Source organism: Halopseudomonas aestusnigri, assembly GCF_002197985.1.
In the GTDB taxonomy this organism is placed as follows: Bacteria; Pseudomonadota; Gammaproteobacteria; order Pseudomonadales; family Pseudomonadaceae; genus Halopseudomonas; species Halopseudomonas aestusnigri.
Map to the genome: position 1 here is coordinate 185125 of NZ_NBYK01000005.1, position 20377 is coordinate 205501.

Annotated in this window: 13 protein-coding genes; 2 read left to right on the top strand and 11 right to left on the bottom strand. The window is 61.1% G+C overall.

Annotated elements, in window-relative coordinates:
- Nucleotide 1: 1 nt before the first annotated feature.
- The 10 genes from B7O88_RS09995 to glnE all read right to left on the bottom strand — a co-directional run bounded on the left by B7O88_RS09995 (nt 2) and on the right by glnE (nt 12804).
- Nucleotides 2-1750 (bottom strand): carbamoyltransferase family protein, encoded by a 1749-nt coding sequence (locus B7O88_RS09995; protein ID WP_088275697.1) that lies wholly within the window; start codon nt 1748-1750, stop codon nt 2-4.
- A 33-nt stretch (nt 1751-1783) separates the two neighbouring features.
- Nucleotides 1784-3205 carry a lipopolysaccharide kinase InaA family protein gene (locus tag B7O88_RS10000; RefSeq protein ID WP_088275698.1) on the bottom strand — a complete coding sequence of 474 codons (1422 nt, stop codon included), beginning with the start codon at nt 3203-3205 and terminating at the stop codon, nt 1784-1786.
- Nucleotides 3202-3978: a lipopolysaccharide kinase InaA family protein gene (locus B7O88_RS10005; protein ID WP_088275700.1), complete on the bottom strand. Its 777-nt coding sequence runs from the start codon at nt 3976-3978 to the stop codon at nt 3202-3204. The genes B7O88_RS10000 and B7O88_RS10005 overlap by 4 nt, the downstream gene beginning before the upstream one ends.
- The gene (locus B7O88_RS10010) at nt 3975-4721 is read right to left on the bottom strand and encodes a lipopolysaccharide kinase InaA family protein (protein WP_088275701.1); all 747 of its coding nucleotides are present in this window, start codon (nt 4719-4721) and stop codon (nt 3975-3977) included. The genes B7O88_RS10005 and B7O88_RS10010 overlap by 4 nt, the downstream gene beginning before the upstream one ends.
- On the bottom strand, nt 4718-5539 hold the full coding sequence (gene rfaP / locus B7O88_RS10015; protein ID WP_088275702.1) for a lipopolysaccharide core heptose(I) kinase RfaP: 822 nt from the start codon (nt 5537-5539) through the stop codon (nt 4718-4720). Before rfaP ends, B7O88_RS10010 begins: the two co-directional genes overlap by 4 nt.
- On the bottom strand, nt 5536-6657 hold the full coding sequence (locus B7O88_RS10020) for a glycosyltransferase family 4 protein (protein WP_088275703.1): 1122 nt from the start codon (nt 6655-6657) through the stop codon (nt 5536-5538). Before B7O88_RS10020 ends, rfaP begins: the two co-directional genes overlap by 4 nt.
- A complete protein-coding gene (waaC, locus tag B7O88_RS10025; protein ID WP_088275704.1) occupies nt 6657-7718 on the bottom strand; it encodes a lipopolysaccharide heptosyltransferase I in 1062 nt (353 codons plus the stop codon). Before waaC ends, B7O88_RS10020 begins: the two co-directional genes overlap by 1 nt.
- A gap of 5 nt (nt 7719-7723) precedes the next feature.
- Nucleotides 7724-8770, bottom strand: coding sequence for a lipopolysaccharide heptosyltransferase II (gene waaF / locus B7O88_RS10030; RefSeq protein ID WP_088275705.1), 1047 nt, complete (start codon nt 8768-8770; stop codon nt 7724-7726).
- 82 nt (nt 8771-8852) lie between these two features.
- Entirely contained in the window at nt 8853-9776 is a 924-nt protein-coding gene (locus tag B7O88_RS10035) for a branched-chain amino acid transaminase (RefSeq protein ID WP_088275742.1), read from the bottom strand.
- 73 nt (nt 9777-9849) lie between these two features.
- The gene (gene glnE, locus B7O88_RS10040; protein WP_088275707.1) at nt 9850-12804 is read right to left on the bottom strand and encodes a bifunctional [glutamate--ammonia ligase]-adenylyl-L-tyrosine phosphorylase/[glutamate--ammonia-ligase] adenylyltransferase; all 2955 of its coding nucleotides are present in this window, start codon (nt 12802-12804) and stop codon (nt 9850-9852) included.
- Nucleotides 12805-13083: 279 nt separating this feature from the next.
- Here glnE and aceE point away from each other — a divergent pair, with 279 nt between their 5' ends.
- Together aceE and aceF are read left to right on the top strand one after the other, a co-directional pair.
- Nucleotides 13084-15741, top strand: coding sequence for a pyruvate dehydrogenase (acetyl-transferring), homodimeric type (gene aceE / locus B7O88_RS10045; RefSeq protein ID WP_088275708.1), 2658 nt, complete (start codon nt 13084-13086; stop codon nt 15739-15741).
- Between the two features lie 11 nt (nt 15742-15752).
- Nucleotides 15753-17390, top strand: a complete 1638-nt coding sequence (gene aceF, locus B7O88_RS10050; protein ID WP_088275709.1) for a dihydrolipoyllysine-residue acetyltransferase — start codon at nt 15753-15755, stop codon at nt 17388-17390.
- Nucleotides 17391-17798: 408 nt separating this feature from the next.
- Here the strand turns inward: aceF and clpB are convergent, their stop codons facing one another.
- Entirely contained in the window at nt 17799-20366 is a 2568-nt protein-coding gene (gene clpB, locus B7O88_RS10055) for an ATP-dependent chaperone ClpB (RefSeq protein ID WP_088275710.1), read from the bottom strand.
- Nucleotides 20367-20377: the final 11 nt, after the last annotated feature.

The following is a 20377-nucleotide window of genomic DNA, read 5'->3' on the forward strand; positions in this document are numbered from 1 at the left end:
ATCAGTGCCCGCCGTCCTTTTCCTTCATCACCAGAATATCTTCCATAATCAAAAATTGCAGATCCGACCCGTAGAACATGTTCAGCGCATCGGTCGGTGAGCAGACCATCGGCTCACCACGGCGGTTAAGCGAGGTATTGAGCACCACCCCGTTGCCAGTCATTGCTTCCAGTTCCTTCATCAGATCGTAGTAGCGCGGATTGAATTCGCGCTTGAGTACCTGGGCACGCGCGGTACCGTCCTCGTGCACAACCTCCGGTACACGCTCGGCCCAGCCTTCCTTGACGTCGAAGGTGAACGTCATGAAGGGCGACGGGTGATCAACGCTGAGCATCTGCGGGGCAACGGTATCCAGCATTGAGGGGCAGAACGGGCGCCAGCGCTCGCGGAACTTGATCTGCTCGTTGATGCGATCGGCTACGCCTGCAATACTCGGGCAACCGATAATCGAACGACCGCCCAGTGCCCGCGGGCCAAACTCCATGCGACCCTGGAACCAGGCGACCGGATTACCTTCAACCAGCACCTTGGCGATTTCCTGCGGCACATCGTCGATCTTTTGCCATTGGGGCTTGTTCGGATGACGGGCGCAGGCAGCAATGATGTCTTCGTTACTGTATGAGGGGCCCAGGTAGACGTGTTCCATCTTCTCGACCGGCACGCCGTTCTTGACCGAGACAAAGGCAGCAGCACCCACAGCGGTGCCGGCGTCACCAGAAGCCGGCTGTACGAACAGCTCCTTGACGTCCGGCCGCGCGATGATGCGCTGGTTAAGCTTGACGTTCAGTGCACAGCCACCGGCAAAGGCAAGTCGGCCGGTTTCCTTCAGAATGTCGCCGAGATAGTAGTCAATCATCTCCAGCGCCAATTTTTCGAACAGCGCCTGCATCGCGGCAGCGTAATGAATATAGGGGTCGTCGGCGATGTCGCCTTCACGCTTGGGCCCCAGCCATTCGATCAGCTTGGGCGAGAAGTAGTAGCCCTTGCCTTTTTCCTTGTAGCGGCGGAAGCCGATAACGTTGGCGTAATCGGTGTTGATGATCAGCTCGCCATTTTCGAACTTGGCCAGCCGGGAGAAGTCGTACTTGGCGGCGTCACCGTAGGGCGCCATACCCATGACCTTGAACTCGCCGTCGAGCATTTCGAAGCCGAGGTATTCGGTAATTGCGCCGTACAGACCGCCCAGCGAATCCGGATCGTAGAATTCCTTGATCTTGTGGATCCTGCCGTTTTCACCCCAGCCGAAGAAGGTGGTGGCGTACTCACCCTTGCCGTCGATGCCGAGAATCGCAGTCTTTTCGCTAAAGCCCGAACAGTGATAGGCACTGGATGCATGCGCCAGGTGATGCTCCACCGGCTCCAGACGCACCTTCTTGGCCTCAAAGCCCAGCTGTTCGAGGCACCAGAGAATCTTCTTGCGATAACGTTTGAAGCGGCGATTGCCGGTCAGCAGCGCGTCCAGTGAACGATCAGGGGCATACCAGTAACGCTTGGCGTAGTGCCAGCGCGCCTTGCTGCCAAATAGACTGATGGGCGCAAACGGAATGCAGACAACGTCCACATCGGCAGGCGTGATGCCGGCCTGCTCAAGACAGAACTTCGCCGACTCGTAGGGCATCCGGTTCTTGGCGTGCTTGTCACGCACAAATCGCTCTTCTTCGACGGCAGCAATCAGTTTGCCATCAATATAAAGGGCCGCAGAAGGGTCATGGCTCAGGGCGCCAGACAGGCCAAGTACAGTAAATCCCACGGGAATCCTCTTTTTTCGAAGTCCAAAATTAGGTTAAAAACGCGGCATGCGCTCTTCCAGCCAGCATGCAAGCGGGCTTGCAGCAGGCCAGTTACGGATAAACCGTTGTCGATCCTTCTGCCATGCACGCTGCCAGCCAGCAATACGTGTGTGCGCCTGCATCGCGTCCAGATCGATCAAAATCACCCTTCCATCCAGCCACAGCAGATTCGTTGCCTTGAAATCTCCGTGACTGATTCTGGCCTCGACCAGTTGAGCAAAAAGCTTAAGCAGTGCTGTCGCGGTAGCATCGTCTGGCAACCTCTGACCATCTTCGCCGAGATGGCGCAGCAGGTCGACCCCGTAACAGTATTCAGTTATCAGCCACGACCGCAGTCGCAGCGGGCCGAAACGCTGCTCCATCATGGCCAGCGGTGCCGGGGTGGGGATGCCGAGAAACTGCAGCCGATGCGCTGCCAGCCAGGAGTGCCAGGCGCGGCTTGGTCGCCAGAAGCGGGTCAGCCAGTGACCGAACCCCTTGATGTTATAGCGCTTGATAACCACCGACTTTCCATCAGCGACAGCGCAGCCAACCGTACTGCTTCCGCCGTCCTTGAGCAGCGTTTGGCCGGCCAACGCGTCATCTGGTGCAGCGAGCAGCGATGCCAGACGTTGATACTCGGTGCGCACGACTGCAGTAAACCGCGCCCAGCTGCGTTTGACCGAGAACTGGGTGCAATCACGCAGAGTCTTGCCGAGAAAGTCGTCGAGCCGGCGCTGACGCACGCGCTTGATCTGAGCTGCCAGCCGGTCGGGATTGAGCACCAGTGGGTTGTGCTGCAGGTAACCGATCAGCAGCAGCTCGCAGAGCTCATCCCACTCTGGATCAAGCTGGGCAAAAAAGATCGCCAGGTTGTCTTCTGCCTGTGCCGGAGTAAGCGGAGTGCCCGGGCTCAAGGCCTCTACGGCATCGCCATCAATGACGTACAGCTGCGCTTCGTGATACAGGAAGTTGCCCAGATGCAAATCGGTCTGAACCAGGCCGCGGTGGTGCATGGTGCCAATCAGGCTGAGAGCTTGACCGAGCAGATTCAGCGCGTCAGCGTCGCCCGGCTGCCGGGCGGGCAGCGCTTCCCAGCGTTGCTGCAGGGTTTCAGCACCAATCAGGTAGGCGCTGAGCAAATAGCGGCCGCCCCCTTCAATTTCGCCCTCGCCCAGCAGCTCAGGCGTGGCGACGCCCTGCGTTTGCAGCGCCCGAATACCGGACGCCTCGCGCGCGCAGTGACGCTCGGCACCTTGCGCAATAAACAGCTTGAGCAGCCGCACCGAGCCGGCAATTTCAACCTGAGCGACCAGTCGCTTGCCGGGCAACACGCGCAACCAGCGCTGTACCCTCGCTTCTCCCTCAGGCAGCGACAGGACAAGCGACAGCGGCGGTTCGCGACCAGCGCCGCACAGATCGGTTGTCAGGCTCATCGCTTCATTCCCTTTCCAGTGGTACGGCGCAGCAGGGCACGGACAAAGGCTCGTGCTTCAGCGTCAAGGCGAGGCTTGCCCAGATAGGCCAGGACAAAACGCAGGCGCTGACTTCGGCTGGGCACCAGACTGCGCCGATGCAGGGTATCCAGATCCCGAATCTGATCGCGCTGCCCGAAAATGGCCCGTCGGGTTTTCTCCAGATCGATCAGTCGTGCGCCAGCACCATCGCTGTGCAGTCGTAAAAACACATGCTTGGGATACAGGCAGTTATGAATACGATCGGCATTATGCAGTGCGCGAACCAGCGCAGCCGCAGACTGGATCAAGGTACGAATTTCGGCTGACGACAGCTGACTCCAGCGCTCGAACCACTCATCCAGCGGAGCGTAGTCGTCCAGCGCACGGGTCAACAACACCGCCTGCGCATGCCCCCTTTCGTTGCGCTGGGCGAAGAACGCCGCCTCGAGCGCCGGAATACCCTGCCTGGCATAGGTTTGAATGGCGCGGAACTCGCGGGCGAAGGTCGGCTCCCCCAGGGGGCTTTTAAGGGTACGGGTGCAGTGGTTGTCCTGTCGCTTGAGATAAAAGCGCTGCACTTGACCGTTGGCATCCTCCAGCTCCAGACGACAGACACTGCTCCAGCCACCGCGCCCCGTATTCGGCGCGTCAACGGCATCAGCCTTGAGCGTCCAAAGCGCCTCGAAGCTGTCGAGACTATGCCGGGACAACACATCCCGGGCGTTGACGGCAATGAAGGGAGTACGCGTCATTCTCGGCCCTTGAAGAAGCTCAGGATCGCGCGCAGTTGTTTGCGATCTGCACCATCGAGACGCTGTTTGCCCAGATACAGCTTGTAGAACGCCAGCCGCTGGCTACGGCTAAGGTGATGCTTGGCAACTTTGTCGAGGCAGGCCAAATCCTTGATGATCCGGTAGCGCAGCATGGGGCCCCACCAGAAACTGCCGCCAGGACAGTCAATGAAGTACACATTGCCAAGCGCACGTTTGTCTACCAGCAAGTTGCGCCACTTCAGATCGTTATGGGTAAAACCCTGATCGTGCATCATCTTGGTCGACCATGCGATTTGCCGCGACACATGGGCAACCCATTTCCGATCTCGCAGACGCACATCATCACGGTTGGCGAGCTCGGCCAGATCTCGCGTATCAGCCAGTTCTTCGGTAACCAGCGCTCCTCTGATGAACTTTCCAGCGCTTCGTTCGAGCCCGAATGCCGCCACGTTGACTGAAGGAATACCCCAGGCATGGAACATCAACAGGTTCTTCCATTCGCTCTGCACTCGGCAGCGCCCAAAGTATTGCCGAATACCTTTCCCATTGCTGGTGTAACGCTTGACGTAGTAGTGACGATCCCCGACAAATACTTTATGCACAGTGCTAATCGGGCTGAAGGTAATCAACTCACCTTCTAGCGCAAACACCTTATCCAGATCGGCGAACAGCCGACCACTCTCCCCGGTAGCGTACTCGGGGTTCAGGGTCCAGCGTTTCATTCATCGGCCCCCGGCGCATACTTGCGCTCGAAACGGGCCAGCAACTTCTGCGCCTTACGCTCGAGCAGAGCCAGCAGAGGCGCTTCGAGCCGCAGGGTCTCACGCAGCGGGGCTGCAAAATAGGCGCGCAGAAACCGCAGCTTGTCGCGTCGGGTCAGGCTGATCTCGAGTGCCGAGAAATACAGCCCGGCCAGATCCTTGTCGCGCCAGCGCCGGGGCACGGTCGGACGAATTTGCGCGCGGTGCAGATCGATGATCGACAGCTTGAAATCACTCGCATCCATCGGCCGGTCGGTATGCAGCAGGAAGTGACAGATGTAGCAATCGCGGTGATTGACGCCAGCTCGGTGCATGGCCGCAGTCATCTCGGCTACCCGGCGGATCAGCGCCCATTTGATGCCCGGAGCCGGCGGCTTATGCAGCCAGTCACGACTGTAATCTTCAAGACTGATGGTCGGCGCCAGCTCTTCGGTAATGATGAACGAGTGCTGTGCAGCAGGGTTGCTGCCCCGCTCACCAAAGGCTACCGCCGTCATGGTATTGATGCCGGCAGCGGTCAGTGCCTTTATCGCCTGCCACTCCTGCCCTGCGCCCAGCACCGGGCGCTTGAGGGTCGACCAATTCTTGAAAATCTCGGCCCACCCGACGCCACGATGAATCTTGACGAAATAACCCTTGCCATTGACTTCCGTGCGCAGCGTGCGGCGTGCTTCAAGTTCGCGAAATACCTCGCCTTGCAGCGCTTCCACCGCATCGAAGGCGTCGCGATTGGCCCACAGACTGAGGAAAGGCTCGCGCAGAATCAGGGTATTGCTCACGCGCCAGCTCCCAGGATCACATCCGCAGCACGCTCAGGCAGGCTGTAGAGATCGGCCTGATCGGCAAACCGCAGGGCATTGGCTTTCCACTCCTTGCGCAAGGCTGAGTTGTTCAGCATGTCGCTCAACATCTGGTCGAGCTGACTCTGCTTGAATGGTGACGGCACAACCAGGCCACAGTCTGCCTCGCTGATGTAATGGGCGTAACCGCACACATCCGTCACCAGCACCGGCAGACCCGCCACCAGCGCTTCAAGCAGCACAGTGCCAGTGTTTTCGTTGTAGGCGGGATGAATCAGCAAATCGGCGCCCAGCAAAAAGCGCGGTACATCGCTGCGCCCCTTCATGAAGATCACCCGGTCATCCACCGCCAGCGAGCGCGCGATGCGCTGGAAGGTGCCGGGATCATCCTGACCGATCACCATCAGCCTGGTGCGCTTGCGCAGGTCAGCTGGCAGCGCCGCGAGTGCGCGAATCGAGCGGTCCACACCCTTGGTGATAAACCCGGAGCCGATCTGCACCAGCAGCAGTTCGTCGTCCGCCAGACCGAACTCAGCGCGGAATTCGGCGCGAATCTCGGCCGCGTTGGCCGGTGCCCGACGATCCGGTGCGATGCCCGGCGGCAGCAGATGGAAGCGATCCAGCGGGGTTTTATAGTGTTTGGTAAACAGCGGCTGCTGTACCTCGGAGATCATCAGAATCTGCGTCTTGCCAGCAGGCGAGAATACCGCCCGCTCGTACTCGGCAAAGTGGCGGTAACGGCTGGAGATGCGATACAGCGGGTTGCGCAGGGTCTGCGCCTTGTCTTCGAAGCAGGGATCGGCAGCATAGTAAACATCCAGCCCCGGCATCTTGTTGAAGCCAACCACCCGGTCGACAGGGCGTTTGGCCAGGTCAGCCTGGATCCAGGCGGTGAATTTCTCGTTACGGCGATGATTACTCAGGGCCTTGACGGGGGCCACCAACACTTCAAACCCCTCGGGAGTATCACCTTCCCAGATCAGGGTATAGACGCGAATACGGTGTCCGCGCTCCTGACACACCTTGGCGATGCGCATGAAGTCACGCTGCAAACCGCCAAAGGGAAAATACTTGTAAAGCACAAAAGCCAGCTGCATCAGACGATTCTCTTGTTGGACAGCAGCGGTCGCAGGTGCTGCATGACCCTGTCGGGGTCAAGTCGAGTAAAGCACAGTGGTTGCTCGCGGGTCAGATCGAACCGGCGGGCATCCTCAGGGGTCGGCTGGTAGCTGCACTGCTTGCGCAGACAGGGTGCACAGGCAAAATCACTGGCCAGATGCTGCTGCGCGCGACCGTAGGCGCCGGTGAAGCCCGGATTGGTTGGCCCGAACAGCGACAGGGTCGGCACATCCAGCGCCGCTGCCAGATGGCCGAGCCCGGTATCGACTGCGACACAGGCGCTGGCACCGGCCAGCTGGCGGGCAACATCGCGCAGCGGCAGCCGAGGCAGTACGATAGCGCCTTCGAGCCCCTCGGCAATGCGCAGCGCACGGGCCTGCTCATCGAGGCTGCCCCACGGCAGGCGCACGTCAACACCGCTGGCAACCAGCCGCTCGGCCAGTTGCCGCCAATACAGCTCGGGCCAGTGTTTGGTCACCCAGGTGGTGCCGTGCAACAGCACCACGTAAGGGGTGCTGGCAGATTCGGCACCCAATGCCGCGCGGTCGAGACCGTAATCCCCCAGCCCTTCCTCCAGCGTGTAGCCAAGCGCCTGGGCAAACAGCTGACGTGTCCGCTCCACCGCATGCTGGCCCCACGGCACTGGCAGCCGACGTTGATAAAAGCGTGCGGCCAGCGGCTCACGGGCCGAGTCCCGATCCAGCCCTACCACCTCGGCGCTGGTATAGCGGGTCAGCCAGGCGCTCTTGAGCAGGCCTTGGGCATCGATCACCAAATCATAGTCAGTCTCGCGCAGACGGCGTTTGAAGTTGCCCCACTCACCGCTGCGCACTGCCTGAAACGGCTTCTTGCGCCAACGACGAATGGCCACCGGAATCACGGCCTCCACGGCCGGATGCCAGTACGGAATTTCGGCAAAGCCCTCTTCCACCACCCAGTCGAAACGGATGCCGGGGATAGCGCGCGCAGCATCGGTCAATGCCGGGAGGGTATGAATGACATCCCCGAGCGAGGACGTCTTGATCAGCAGCACCCGCATCAGGATCAGCTGTCCTGCGGGTCGGGCAGCAGATCGCCTACCAGCCGATCCAGCGCTGCGTCCACCTGGGCAGGTGCCAGATCACGCAGACAGTTGTAATGACCAAATCGGCAAGTCCGATCAAAGCAGGGGCTGCAATCCAGGCCCAGCCGCACCATTTCCACCTGGTCAGCCAACGGCGGCGTAAAACCGGGCGAGGTCGAGCCGTAGACCGCCACCAACGGGCGATTCAGCGCCGCAGCCACATGCATCAGCCCCGAGTCATTGCTGACCACCGCATCAGCGCACGACAGCAGGTCAATCGCCTGAGCCAGACTGGTATCGCCACACAGGTTGGTCGACTCTTCGCGCAACCCTGGAATCAGGCGAGCGCGAATTTGTTCGGCAACCGCATGGTCATTTTTCGAGCCGAACAGCCAGACCTGCCAGCCCTGCCGAATGCGCGCTTCGGCCACGGCAGCATAGTGCTCCGACGGCCAGCGCTTGGCCTCGCCAAATTCGGCCCCCGGGCACAGCGCCAGCACCGGACGATCACGCTCCAGGCCAAAATGCGCCAATGCCGCATCACGCGATGCCGGATCAATCTGCAGCGACGGACGCGGATAGGGTGTCGGCAACTCGGTGCCCGGCTCATAGGCCAGCGCCATAAAGCGCTCGATCATCAGCGGGTAGGCGTCCTTGTCCAGCTTGCGCACGTCGTTGAGCAGACCGTAGCGCATCTCGCCACGCCAACCGGTGCGCAGCGGAATATCGGCAAAGAAGGGAACCAGCGCTGACTTGAGGGAGTTGGGCAGCAGAATCGCCTGATCGTACTGACCGGCCAGACTGCGACCAATGCGCCGCCGGGTAGCAAGCTCCAGCGCGCCATGACCGAGCGGAAAGCTCAGCGCGCTGCGCACTTCCGGCATGCGCTCGAGAATCGGCCGGCTCCAGTCAGGCGCCAGCACATCGATCATGCAGTCGTCACCATGGCGTTGCTTCAGACAGGTGAACAGCGTCTGCGCCATCACCATGTCGCCAACCCAGCTGGGACCGATAATCAGGATGTTCATAAGCTTCAAGCTTCAAGCCTCAAGCAACAAACCCCGAGCGGCGCGCAAATACTTGCCGCTTGAGGCTTGCCGCTTGCAGCCATCAACCGACCAGTGTCCGCCATTCGGCGTGCTCTGCGGTCTGGCCGGTGACCAGATCGAAGTACGCCTTCTGCAGTTTTTCAGTGATCGGACCGCGACGGCCTGCACCGATCTGGCGGCAATCCAGCTCGCGAATCGGCGTAACTTCGGCGGCGGTACCCGTGAAGAAGGCCTCGTCGGCGATATACACCTCGTCGCGGGTAATACGCTTCTCGACAACCGGGATATTGAACTGCGACGCCAGCGCCAGCACAGTTGCGCGAGTAATGCCGTTCAGGCAGGCAGTCACTTCCGGGGTGTAGATGGTGCCGTTCTTGACGATGAATACGTTCTCGCCCGAGCCCTCGGCAACATAGCCTTCCGGATCCAGCAGCAGCGCCTCGTCGGCACCGGCGGAGACCGCTTCCTGCAGCGCCAGCATGGAGTTCATGTAGGCACCGCTGGCCTTGGCACGGGTCATGGTGATGTTGACGTGGTGACGGGTGAAGGAACTGGTGCGAATCTTGATGCCGCGCTCAAGTGCTTCTTCGCCCATGTAGGCACCCCAATGCCAGGCTGCGATGGCAACATGTACCTTCAGGTTGTCAGCGCGGATGCCCATGCCTTCGGACCCGTAGAACACCAGCGGGCGAATATAGGCGGTTTCCAGGTTGTTCTCGCGAACCACGGCGCGCTGCGCCTCGTTCAGCTGTTCCTTGGTAAAGGGAATCTTCATGCCCATGATGTGGGCGGAATCGAACAGGCGATCGGTGTGAGCGTCCAGACGGAAGATGGCGGTGCCATCCGGGGTCTTGTAGGCACGGACGCCTTCGAATACGCCCATGCCGTAGTGCAGCGAGTGCGTGAGCACGTGAATATTGGCTTCACGCCAGGGAATCATTTCACCATCAAACCAGATTAGACCATCACGATCGGCCATCGACATAGCAGCCAGCTCCATACGTATCTATTCAATCAGTCTTGCGTTCTTGGTTTCTGCCTGAGCGCGCCCTAGCCGATCACACCCGCGTATCGGGGATCGGCTCCTGGGGTGGCAGCACCTGCTGCCAGAGCTTGATGACCCCGTGTCGGAAATCATGAAACTGGTCGCCGCTTACTTTGCCCGGCTGATTCTGTAGAGCCAGGCGATGAGCTGCAGCCCGGTAGGCCTTGTAAGCCTCCTGCAGGCTGGTGACATCCTCACCGGCGATCAGACCGGCGTTTTGCAGCTCATCAAGAATCCTGATGTTGTCGGTGTAGCGCAGTAATTCGGGGTACCGGCACGACCAGGCAAGAACCGCATATTGCACCATAAATTCGATGTCAACGATACCACCTGCGTCCTGCTTGAGATCAAACAATTGCGCTGCGGTGAAGGCATCTGCCGTTGTACCGGCCCGCGTTGCCTTGGTACCGAGGTTGTCGCGCATCTTCTGGCGCATGTCGCTGACCTCGCGCAGCAGCGTTTGCTCATCGCGCTGGCGGCCCAACACCTGAGCCCGAAGCGCCTGAAAGCGTTCGGCAAGACGTTCACAGCCGACCAGCGCACGTGCCCGCACCAGTGCCTGATGCTCCCAGGTCCAGGCCTCATCCAGCTGATAGCGCGAGAACGACGCCAGCGAGCTGACCAGCAGCCCGGAATCGCCGGACGGCCGCAGGCGCATATCCACCTCGTACAATGCCCCGGAAACCGTCTGGGTATTGAGCATGTGGATCACCCGCTGCCCCAGCCGGGTGAAGAACTTGCTGCCCTCAATCGGTCGCTCACCATCGGTATCGGCCTGCGGATCACCGTCGTGGATAAACACCAGGTCCAGATCGGAGCCATGCCCCAGCTCAATACCGCCGACCTTGCCATAACCAACAATGATGAAATCCAGTTCGCAGCGCGATCCGTCGGCCCGCGCCGGGCGGCCGTGGCGGGCAACCATTTCGCGCCACGCCAGCATCAGCACCTGCTGCAGGATCGCTTCCGCCATCCAGGTCAGGTAATCACTTACCTTCATCAGCGGCAGGGTGCCCGCGATTTCCGAGGCAGCAATGCGCAGCACGTGCGCACGCTTGAAATAGCGCAGGGTTTCCATCTGCTGCTCAAGATCGTCCTCGGGGATGCGCAGCAACTGCTGACGCAGCTCGTCGGCCAGCTCCTCTGCGACCGGTGGCCGGTAAAGTCGTCCGGCGTTCAGCAGCTCATCCAGAACCACCGGGTAGCGGGCAATCTGCTCGGCGATCCAGGGGCTGGCCGCACACAGCACCAGCAGCTCACGCAGTGCACCCGGATTCTCGGTCAGCAGCACCAGATAGGCAGAGCGCCTCGCCACTGCCTCGACCAGGGGCAGCACGCGCTCCAGAGCCAGATCGGGATTATCCTGCTCGCAGGCCATGGCCAGCAGCCGCGGCATGAAGATATCCAGCCGCTCACGCCCCGCCCGCTGCATGGCGCGCACCCTGGCCGAACCGAGCAGATCCTGCAGGCGTTTCCAGGCCGCCGGCGCTTCGGTGTAGCCAGCCTCTGTCAGTTGCTGCAGTCCCTGCTCCGGCTCCAGGGTGCCATCCCACAACGGCACCCAGTCAACCTGACTCGACTGCAGCTCGCCCTCGTCTTCGTCCGGGTCTGCAATCACGCCGGCAAAATGCCGGGCTACACGCCAGCGCTCTGCATCCAGGTGTTCACGAAAAGTCTCCCAACCGGAGAAACCGAGCATCCAGGCAATCCGCGCCTGACCTTGCGGATCAGTCGGCAGCATCTGCGTCTGACGGTCATCAACCGCCTGCAGGGCGTGTTCGGTATCACGCAAAAAGCCATAAGCATCGGTCAGTTCCTGCACTGCTTCAGCAGGCAGGTAGTTATTCTCACCCAGGGTTTTCAGTACCCCCAGAATCGGCCGCTGCTGCAAGCTGCGGTCACGCCCTCCGTGAATCAACTGGAACGCCTGACCGATAAACTCGACCTCGCGGATGCCACCAGAGCCCAGTTTGACGTTGTCGTGCAGGCCCTTGCGCTGCACCTCGCGCTGAATCATCTGCTTGAGCGTGCGCAGCGCATCAATCGCGGCGAAATCCAGGTAACGCCGGTAGACAAACGGCCGCAGCATCGCCAGCAGCTCGGCGCCGGCCTGCTGGTCACCAGCCACCACCCGCGCCTTGATCATGGCATAGCGCTCCCAGTCGCGCCCCTGGCTCTGGTAATACTGTTCCAGCGCGTCAAAGCTGAACACCAGCGCACCGCTGTCGCCATAGGGTCGCAGGCGCATGTCAACACGGAACACAAAGCCATCGACCGTGGGCGCATCCAGCGCCTTGATCAGCTTCTGCCCCAGGCGAATGAAAAACTCCTGATTCGACAGGCTGCGACGACCACCGCGGGTCTCACCTGCCTCGGGATAGGCAAAGATCAGGTCAATATCGGACGACAGATTCAGCTCGACCGCGCCCAATTTGCCCATACCCAATACCACCATGTGCTGCGGCACACCGTCACGACTGACCGGCTCGCCGAAGCTGGTACAGCAAAGCCGGTACAGCCACTGATAGGCCTCGTCGATGCAGGCGTCGGCCATATCCGAGAGATCACGGGTGGTTTCCTTCAATGCCGCCCGGCGGGTCAGGTCGCGCCAGATGATGCGCACCTGCTGCCACTGACGAAAGCGGCGCAGACGCTGCGCCAGTTGCTCCTCACTGTCACAGCCTTCCAGCACCTGCTGCAGCAGGCCACGCAGCTCGCCCTCTTCGAGTGAGCGGGTCAAACGCCCCTGCTCCACCAGCCGCCAGGCCAGCAAAGGATCACGGCGTAACTGCTCTGCCACGAAGTCACTGGCTGCCAGCACCTGCGCCAGCTCTGTTTCAAAAACCTCACCGAGCTCCGACCGACGCTCGGCCAGCCCCGCCTGGGCGAGCGCGGCCGCCCACTGGGCAAGATGATGATCACGGGTTGCCTGCAGGGACTCCGGCAGCGGGGGCAGCGTAGATGGCATGGTCTATCCTGTTCATGAACCGAAACAGCAGCTTGCCACGATGGCTGCCGACGGGGAAGCGGCGCAACATGACCAGATAGTCTGAATGTAGTACAACTACAAATTAGACCTTTGCGGACTGGATAAAGCTGATTTTATGTAGTAAAACTACAGAACAAATTCCAACACACCCTGTCACAACACCCACAGGTGTTTGGCAAGCCCAGGTCGACACCCTCCGATCGGCAGGTTCGCGACCGCTTCCGGCACTTGCAAGGCCCACAAGGTCTGGAGACCACAATGAAGCACGATGATATTGATCCACTCGAAACCCAGGAATGGCTCGACGCGCTGGAGTCCGTCCTCGACAACGAGGGTGAAGACCGCGCGCACTACCTGATGACCCGGCTTGGCGAGTTGGCCAGCCGCAGCGGCACCCCGCTGCCCTACGCCATTACCACACCGTATCGCAACACCATTCCGGTCACCCACGAAGCCCGCATGCCAGGCGACCTGTTCATGGAGCGCCGCATTCGCTCGCTGGTCCGCTGGAACGCGCTGGCCATGGTCATGCGCACCAACCAGCAGGACCCGGATCTGGGTGGCCACATCTCCACCTTCGCCTCCAGCGCGACTCTGTACGACATCGGCTTCAACTATTTCTTCAAGGCGCCAACCGAGGAGCACGGTGGTGACCTGGTCTTCTTCCAGGGCCATGCCTCGCCCGGCATCTACGCCCGCGCGTTCATGGAAGGCCGCATCAGCGAAGAGCAGATGGAGAACTTCCGCCAGGAGGTCGACGGCAAGGGGCTGTCCTCCTACCCGCACCCGTGGCTGATGCCCGACTTCTGGCAGTTCCCGACCGTCTCCATGGGCCTGGGCCCGATTCAGGCGATCTATCAGGCGCGCTTTATGAAGTACCTCGAGCACCGCGGCTTTATCGAGCCGGGCAAGCAGAAGGTCTGGTGCTTTGTCGGCGACGGTGAAACCGACGAGCCGGAAACCCTCGGCGCCATCTCACTGGCCGGTCGCGAGAAACTGGATAACCTGATCTTCGTGATCAACTGCAACCTGCAGCGTCTGGACGGCCCGGTGCGCGGCAACGGCAAGATTATCCAGGAACTGGAAGGCAGCTTCCGCGGTGCCGACTGGAACGTCATCAAAGTCATCTGGGGCCGCATGTGGGACCCGCTGTTCGCCAAGGACGACAACGGCCTGCTGCAACAGCGTATGGAAGAAGCCGTCGACGGCGACTACCAGAATTACAAGGCCAAGGACGGTGCGTTCGTGCGCGAGCACTTCTTCGGCACCCGCCCCGAGCTCAAGGAAATGGTCAAGGACCTCTCCGACGAGGAAATCTGGAAGCTCAACCGGGGCGGCCATGATCCGTACAAGGTGTATGCCGCGTACCATGAGGCGGTCAACCACGAAGGCCAGCCGTCGGTCATTCTGGCCAAGACCATCAAGGGCTACGGCACCGGTGCCGGCCAGGGTCAGAACACCGCGCACAACACCAAGAAAGTCGATATCGACAGCCTGAAGAAATTCCGCGACCGCTTCGACATTCCGGTCAACGACGACGAACTGGAAAAGCTGCCGTTCTTCAAACCGGAGGAAGGCAGTGCCGAATACAAGTACCTGCACGCCCGCCGCGAAGCACTGGGTGGCTACATGCCCCAGCGCCGCGTCGAGAGCAAGCGCGTGCCGGTTCCGCCGCTGGACACCCTGAAAGCCATTCTGGACGGCACCGGCGACCGTGAAATCTCGACCACCATGGCTTTCGTGCGCATCCTGTCGCAACTGGTCAAGGACAAGGAACTCGGCCCGCGCATCGTCCCCATCGTGCCGGACGAAGCCCGTACCTTCGGCATGGAAGGCATGTTCCGTCAACTCGGCATCTATTCCTCGGTCGGTCAGCTGTATGAGCCGGTCGACAAGGATCAGGTGATGTTCTATCGCGAGGACAAGAAAGGTCAGATCCTCGAGGAAGGCATCAACGAAGCCGGTGCGATGTCCAGCTGGATTGCGGCCGGTACAGCCTACAGCACTCACAACCAGCCGATGCTGCCGTTCTACATCTTCTATTCGATGTTCGGCTTCCAGCGTATCGGCGATCTGGCCTGGGCCGCCGGCGACAGCCGCGCCAAGGGCTTTTTGATAGGCGGCACCGCAGGCCGCACCACCCTGAACGGTGAGGGTCTGCAGCACGAGGACGGTCACAGCCACCTGCTGGCATCGACCATCCCCAACTGTCGCAGCTACGACCCAACCTACGGCTATGAACTGGCGGTGATCATCCGCGAGGGCGCGCGCCGCATGATGGAGGAGCAGGAGAACGTCTACTACTACCTGACCGTCATGAACGAAGCCTACACCCAACCGGCCATGCCCAAGGGCAAAGGTGTGGAAGATGGCATCATGCGCGGCATGTATCTGCTCGACTCCACCGGCAAGCCGGGCGATCTGCACGTGCAGCTGATGGGCTCTGGCACCATCCTGCGCGAAGTACGCGAAGCCGCCGCCATCCTCAAGAGCGACTTTGGCGTCAGCGCCGACATCTGGAGCGTTACCAGCTTCAACGAACTGCGCCGCGACGGTCTGGCAGTCGAGCGCGACAACCGCCTGCACCCGACTCGCAAGCCCAAGACCAGCTTCGTCGAGCAGTGTCTGGACAAGCGTCAGGGCCCGGTCATCGCCGCTACCGACTACATGAAGCTGTATGCCGATCAGATTCGCCAGTGGGTGCCGGCGCCCTACAAGGTGCTCGGCACCGACGGCTTCGGCCGCAGCGACAGCCGTCGCAAGCTGCGTCACTTCTTCGAGGTGGATCGCCACTGGGTTGCCTATACCGCACTCAGCGCGCTGGTCGAGCAGGGCAAACTCAAGCCCAAGGTGCTGACCGATGCGCTCAAGGCCTTTGGCCTGGATGCTGACAAACCCAATCCGCTGGACTGCTAAGGAGCGACGCCATGAGTGAACTCATCAAGGTGCCCGACCTCGGCGGTGAAGGCGAGGTCATTGAAATTCTGATCAAGGAAGGCGATCAGGTCGAAGCTGAACAATCGCTGGCTGTTGTCGAGTCCGACAAGGCCAGCATGGAAATCCCCTCGCCCAAGGCAGGCAAGGTCACGTCGATCAAATTCAAGCTGGGCGACAGCCTGAAAGAGGGCGACCCGCTGATCGAACTGGAAGTCGAGGGCGACGCACAACCAAAGCAGGCTGACAGCAATGACAAACCTGCCGAAACCGCGTCCAAGGCTGAGCAGAAGCCCGAGCCGAAAGCCGAAGACAGCAAGCCTGCCGCCAGCGCCAGCAGCCGCAGCGAAGCCGTCAAGGTCCCGGACCTGGGTACCGACAGTGCACGCGTGATCGAAATTCTGGTCAGCAAGGGCGATCAGGTCGACGCCGACCAGTCGCTGCTGGTACTGGAGTCGGACAAGGCCAGCATGGAGCTGCCCGCGCCCTTCTCCGGCGTGATCGAGTCGATCGACATCAAGCTGGAGCAGGACGTCAAGACCGGCGACGTGATCATGCACATGCAGGTCAAGGGCGGCGACAGCTCGGCCAAGCAGGATGCTCAGCCGCAGGCCGCTCCGAGCGCAGAAGCCAAAAGCGAGGCGCCCGCTGCAAACAGCAGCAAGGCCAGCGAAGAGCCGGCCAGCCCGCCGCCCGTCGGTGGCCCCAGCCGCGAAGGCGCCAAGGTCCATGCCGGCCCGGCCGTACGCATGCTGGCCCGCGAGTTCGGTATTGATCTGACCGAGGTCAAGCCGACCGGCCCGCGCGAGCGCATCCTCAAGGAAGATGTGCAGAAGCACGTGCAGGCGGTCATGCAGCAGCGCAAGGCTGCACCTGCTGGCGCAGCTGGCGGCAGCGGCATCCCGCCGGTGCCGGAGGTCGACTTCTCCCGGTTTGGCGAGATCGAAACCGTCGACATGACCCGCCTGCAGCAGGTCGGCGCCAGCAACCTGCACCGCAGCTGGCTCAACGTGCCGCATGTCACCCAGTTCGACCTGGCCGACATCAGCGCGCTGGAAGCCTTCCGCAAGGAGCAGAAAGCGGCTGCCGACAAGGCCGGCGTCAAGCTGACCGTGCTGCCGTTCCTGCTCAAGGCCTGTGCCCATCTGCTGCGTGAGCAGCCGAACTTCAATGTCTCGCTGGCGACCAATGGCAAGCAGCTGATTCAGAAGCAGTACGTGCACATCGGCTTCGCCGTCGACACCCCGGACGGCCTTTTGGTGCCGGTGATCCGTGATGTCGACAAGAAGAGTCTGCTGCAGCTGGCAGCCGAAGCGGCCGAGCTCGCCGACAAGGCGCGCAACAAGAAGCTCGGAGCCGACGCCATGCAGGGCGCCTGCTTCACCATCTCCAGCCTGGGCCACATCGGCGGCACCTACTTCACGCCGATCGTCAACAGCCCGGAAGTGGCGATTCTTGGGGTCTCCAAGGCGACCATGCAGCCGGTCTGGGATGGCACCAGCTTCCAGCCGCAGTTGATGCTGCCACTGTCCCTCTCCTACGACCACCGCGCCATCAACGGCGCAGCGGCCGCGCAGTTCACCAGGCGTCTGGGTGAATTGCTGGGGGATATTCGGACGATGTTGCTGTAAGCGTTCGCTAGCACTAAAAAAGCCTCGGGATTTCTCGGGGCTTTTTTGCCTCTGCGACGTCGCTTTTCGCCCTGACGGCGACCAGGGGGAAATGCTTGGCCATTTCCCCCTGCACCCCCTAGGCCACCCCGACTACGCGGCCCTTCGGGTTCGCTGCGTTGCTCGGTCTGGCGGGGGCCGGCAGAACTCGGCTCTGCGAGCCTCAGACATGCTGCCGTCCTATTTCCCGCCAGCCCTGCGCTACTCGCCCGCGTAAACGGGGACCCATAGACCGTGCAATCTGGCCCCCAACTTGTAGGGCCACAGCATGCTGTGGCCGTGCTGCCACCCCAACCTACCGACACCCGAAAACCAACAAAAAACCCCGCACGGTCTCCCGTGCGGGGTTTCTCATCAATACAACATCAATCAGGCCGTAAACACAAACTCGTCGCCTTCGACCTTGGCGTGAATAGTCACGCCCGGGGCAAAGTCGCCAGCCAGGATACGCTGAGCCAGCGGGTTTTCGATCCAGCGCTGGATCGCGCGCTTGAGCGGCCGCGCGCCATACACCGGGTCATAGCCAACCGAGATCAGTTTCTCCAGAGCCTCATCGCTGAGCTGCAGATCCAGTTCGCGTTCGGCCAGACGCTGACGCAAACGGCTGAGCTGGATATCAGCGATACCGGCGATCTGATCCTTGCCGAGCGGCTCAAACACAACCACCTCGTCAACCCGGTTGATAAACTCCGGCCGGAAGTGTTGCGTCAGGGCGTCCATCACCGCCGCATGCTGCGCTTCGCGATCACCCACCAGTTCCTGAATCTGCGCAGACCCCAGGTTGGAGGTCATCACCACCACGGTGTTGCGGAAATCGACGGTGCGGCCTTGGCTGTCGGTCAGACGGCCGTCTTCCAGCACCTGCAGCAGCACGTTGAACACATCCGGATGCGCCTTCTCGACCTCATCCATCAGGATCACCGAGTACGGCTTGCGACGTACCGCCTCGGTCAGATAACCGCCTTCTTCATAGCCGACATAGCCCGGAGGCGCGCCGATCAGACGAGCCACCGAATGCTTCTCCATGAACTCGGACATGTCGATCCGCACCATGGCGTCTTCGGTATCGAACAAAAACTCGGCCAGCGCCTTGCACAGCTCGGTTTTACCGACACCGGTCGGACCAAGGAACATGAACGAGCCACTCGGGCGGTTCGGGTCGGCCAGACCGGCCCGCGAACGGCGCACCGCGTTGGAAACCGCCACCACCGCTTCGTTCTGACCGATAACCCGCTTGTGCAGGGCATCTTCCATACGCAGCAGCTTGTCACGCTCGCCTTCGAGCATCTTGGCCACCGGAATCCCGGTCCACTTGGAGACGACCTCGGCGATTTCCTCGTCGGTGACCTTGTTGCGCAGCAGCTGGTTTTCCGGCTTGGTGTGCTGCTCGGCCATCTGCTGGCTGCGCTCCAGATCCGGGATCACGCCGTACTGCAGCTCGGCCATGCGGTTCAGATCGCCCTTGCGACGGGCCTGATCCAGCTCGGCCTTGGCCTGCTCGATCTTTTCCTGAATCTGCGCCGAGCCCTGTACGTCTGCCTTTTCCGCCTTCCAGATTTCTTCCAGATCGGCGTATTCACGCTCGAGCTTGGCGATATCGTCCTTCAATTTCTCCAGTCGCTTGAGGGCGGCGTCGTCGTCTTCCTTCTTCAGCGCCTCACGCTCCACCTTGAGCTGAATCAGGCGACGCTCCAGACGGTCCAGCGCTTCGGGCTTGGAATCAATTTCCATGCGAATGCGGCTGGCCGCTTCATCGATCAGGTCGATGGCCTTGTCCGGCAACTGACGGTCGGTGATGTAGCGGTGCGACAGCTTGGCTGCGGCAATGATCGCGCCATCGGTGATGGTGATCTTGTGGTGCACTTCGTAGCGCTCTTTCAGACCACGCAGAATCGCGATGGTGTCCTCTTCAGAGGGCTCATCGACCAGCACTTTCTGGAAGCGGCGCTCCAGCGCGGCATCCTTTTCAATATACTGACGGTACTCGTCCAGCGTGGTTGCGCCAACGCAATGCAGCTCGCCGCGCGCCAGCGCCGGCTTGAGCATGTTGCCCGCATCCATGGAGCCTTCGGCCTTGCCGGCGCCGACCATGGTGTGCAGCTCGTCGATAAACAGAATGACGCGGCCTTCCTGCTTGGACAGTTCGTTCAGCACCGCCTTCAGGCGCTCTTCAAACTCGCCACGGAACTTGGCACCGGCGATCAGCGCCCCCATATCAAGTGACAGCAGGCGCTTGTCTTTCAGGCCATCCGGCACTTCACCGTTGACGATACGCTGGGCCAGGCCCTCAACAATGGCGGTCTTGCCCACGCCGGGCTCGCCGATCAGCACAGGGTTGTTCTTGGTACGACGCTGCAGCACCTGGACGGTACGGCGAATTTCGTCGTCACGGCCGATCACCGGGTCCAGCTTGCCCTCTTCGGCGCGCTTGGTCAGGTCGACGGTGTACTTGTCCAGCGCCTGGCGTGACTCTTCGGCATTCGGGTCGTTGACCGACTCGCCGCCGCGCAGGTTGTTGATGGCGTTTTCCAGCGCCTTCTTCGAGACGCCCTGCCCCAGCAGAATCTTGCCGGCGGTCGTGTGGTCGTCCATCGCCGCCAGAAGCACCAGTTCGCTGGAGATGAATTGGTCGCCCTGCTTCTGTGCCAGCCGGTCAGCCTGGTTGAGCAGACGTGCCAGCTCGGTAGACAGGCTGACGTCACCAGTTGGATTGCTGACGGTCGCCAGTTTGTCGATGGCCTCGTTCAGCGCTGCGCGCAGGGCGGCGATATCAAAGCCGACCTGCATTAGCAGCGGCTTGATCGAGCCGTGCTGCTGCTCAATCAGCGCCAGCACTAGGTGCAGCGGGTCGATCTGGGAATGGTCGCGGCCGACGGCCATGGATTGTGCGTCGGACAGGGCGACCTGAAGCTTGCTGGTCATACGGTCAATGCGCATGAATAAAAGTC

Coding starts and splice junctions, on each gene's coding strand:
- B7O88_RS10000 (WP_088275698.1), bottom strand. CDS start 3,205: ATGAGCCTGACAACCGATCTGTGCGGCGCTGGTCGCGAACCGCCGCTG.
- B7O88_RS10005 (WP_088275700.1), bottom strand. CDS start 3,978: ATGACGCGTACTCCCTTCATTGCCGTCAACGCCCGGGATGTGTTGTCC.
- B7O88_RS10010 (WP_088275701.1), bottom strand. CDS start 4,721: ATGAAACGCTGGACCCTGAACCCCGAGTACGCTACCGGGGAGAGTGGT.
- B7O88_RS10020 (WP_088275703.1), bottom strand. CDS start 6,657: ATGCAGCTGGCTTTTGTGCTTTACAAGTATTTTCCCTTTGGCGGTTTG.
- waaC (WP_088275704.1), bottom strand. CDS start 7,718: ATGCGGGTGCTGCTGATCAAGACGTCCTCGCTCGGGGATGTCATTCAT.
- waaF (WP_088275705.1), bottom strand. CDS start 8,770: ATGAACATCCTGATTATCGGTCCCAGCTGGGTTGGCGACATGGTGATG.
- B7O88_RS10035 (WP_088275742.1), bottom strand. CDS start 9,776: ATGTCGATGGCCGATCGTGATGGTCTAATCTGGTTTGATGGTGAAATG.
- glnE (WP_088275707.1), bottom strand. CDS start 12,804: ATGCCATCTACGCTGCCCCCGCTGCCGGAGTCCCTGCAGGCAACCCGT.
- aceE (WP_088275708.1), top strand. CDS start 13,084: ATGAAGCACGATGATATTGATCCACTCGAAACCCAGGAATGGCTCGAC.
- aceF (WP_088275709.1), top strand. CDS start 15,753: ATGAGTGAACTCATCAAGGTGCCCGACCTCGGCGGTGAAGGCGAGGTC.
- clpB (WP_088275710.1), bottom strand. CDS start 20,366: ATGCGCATTGACCGTATGACCAGCAAGCTTCAGGTCGCCCTGTCCGAC.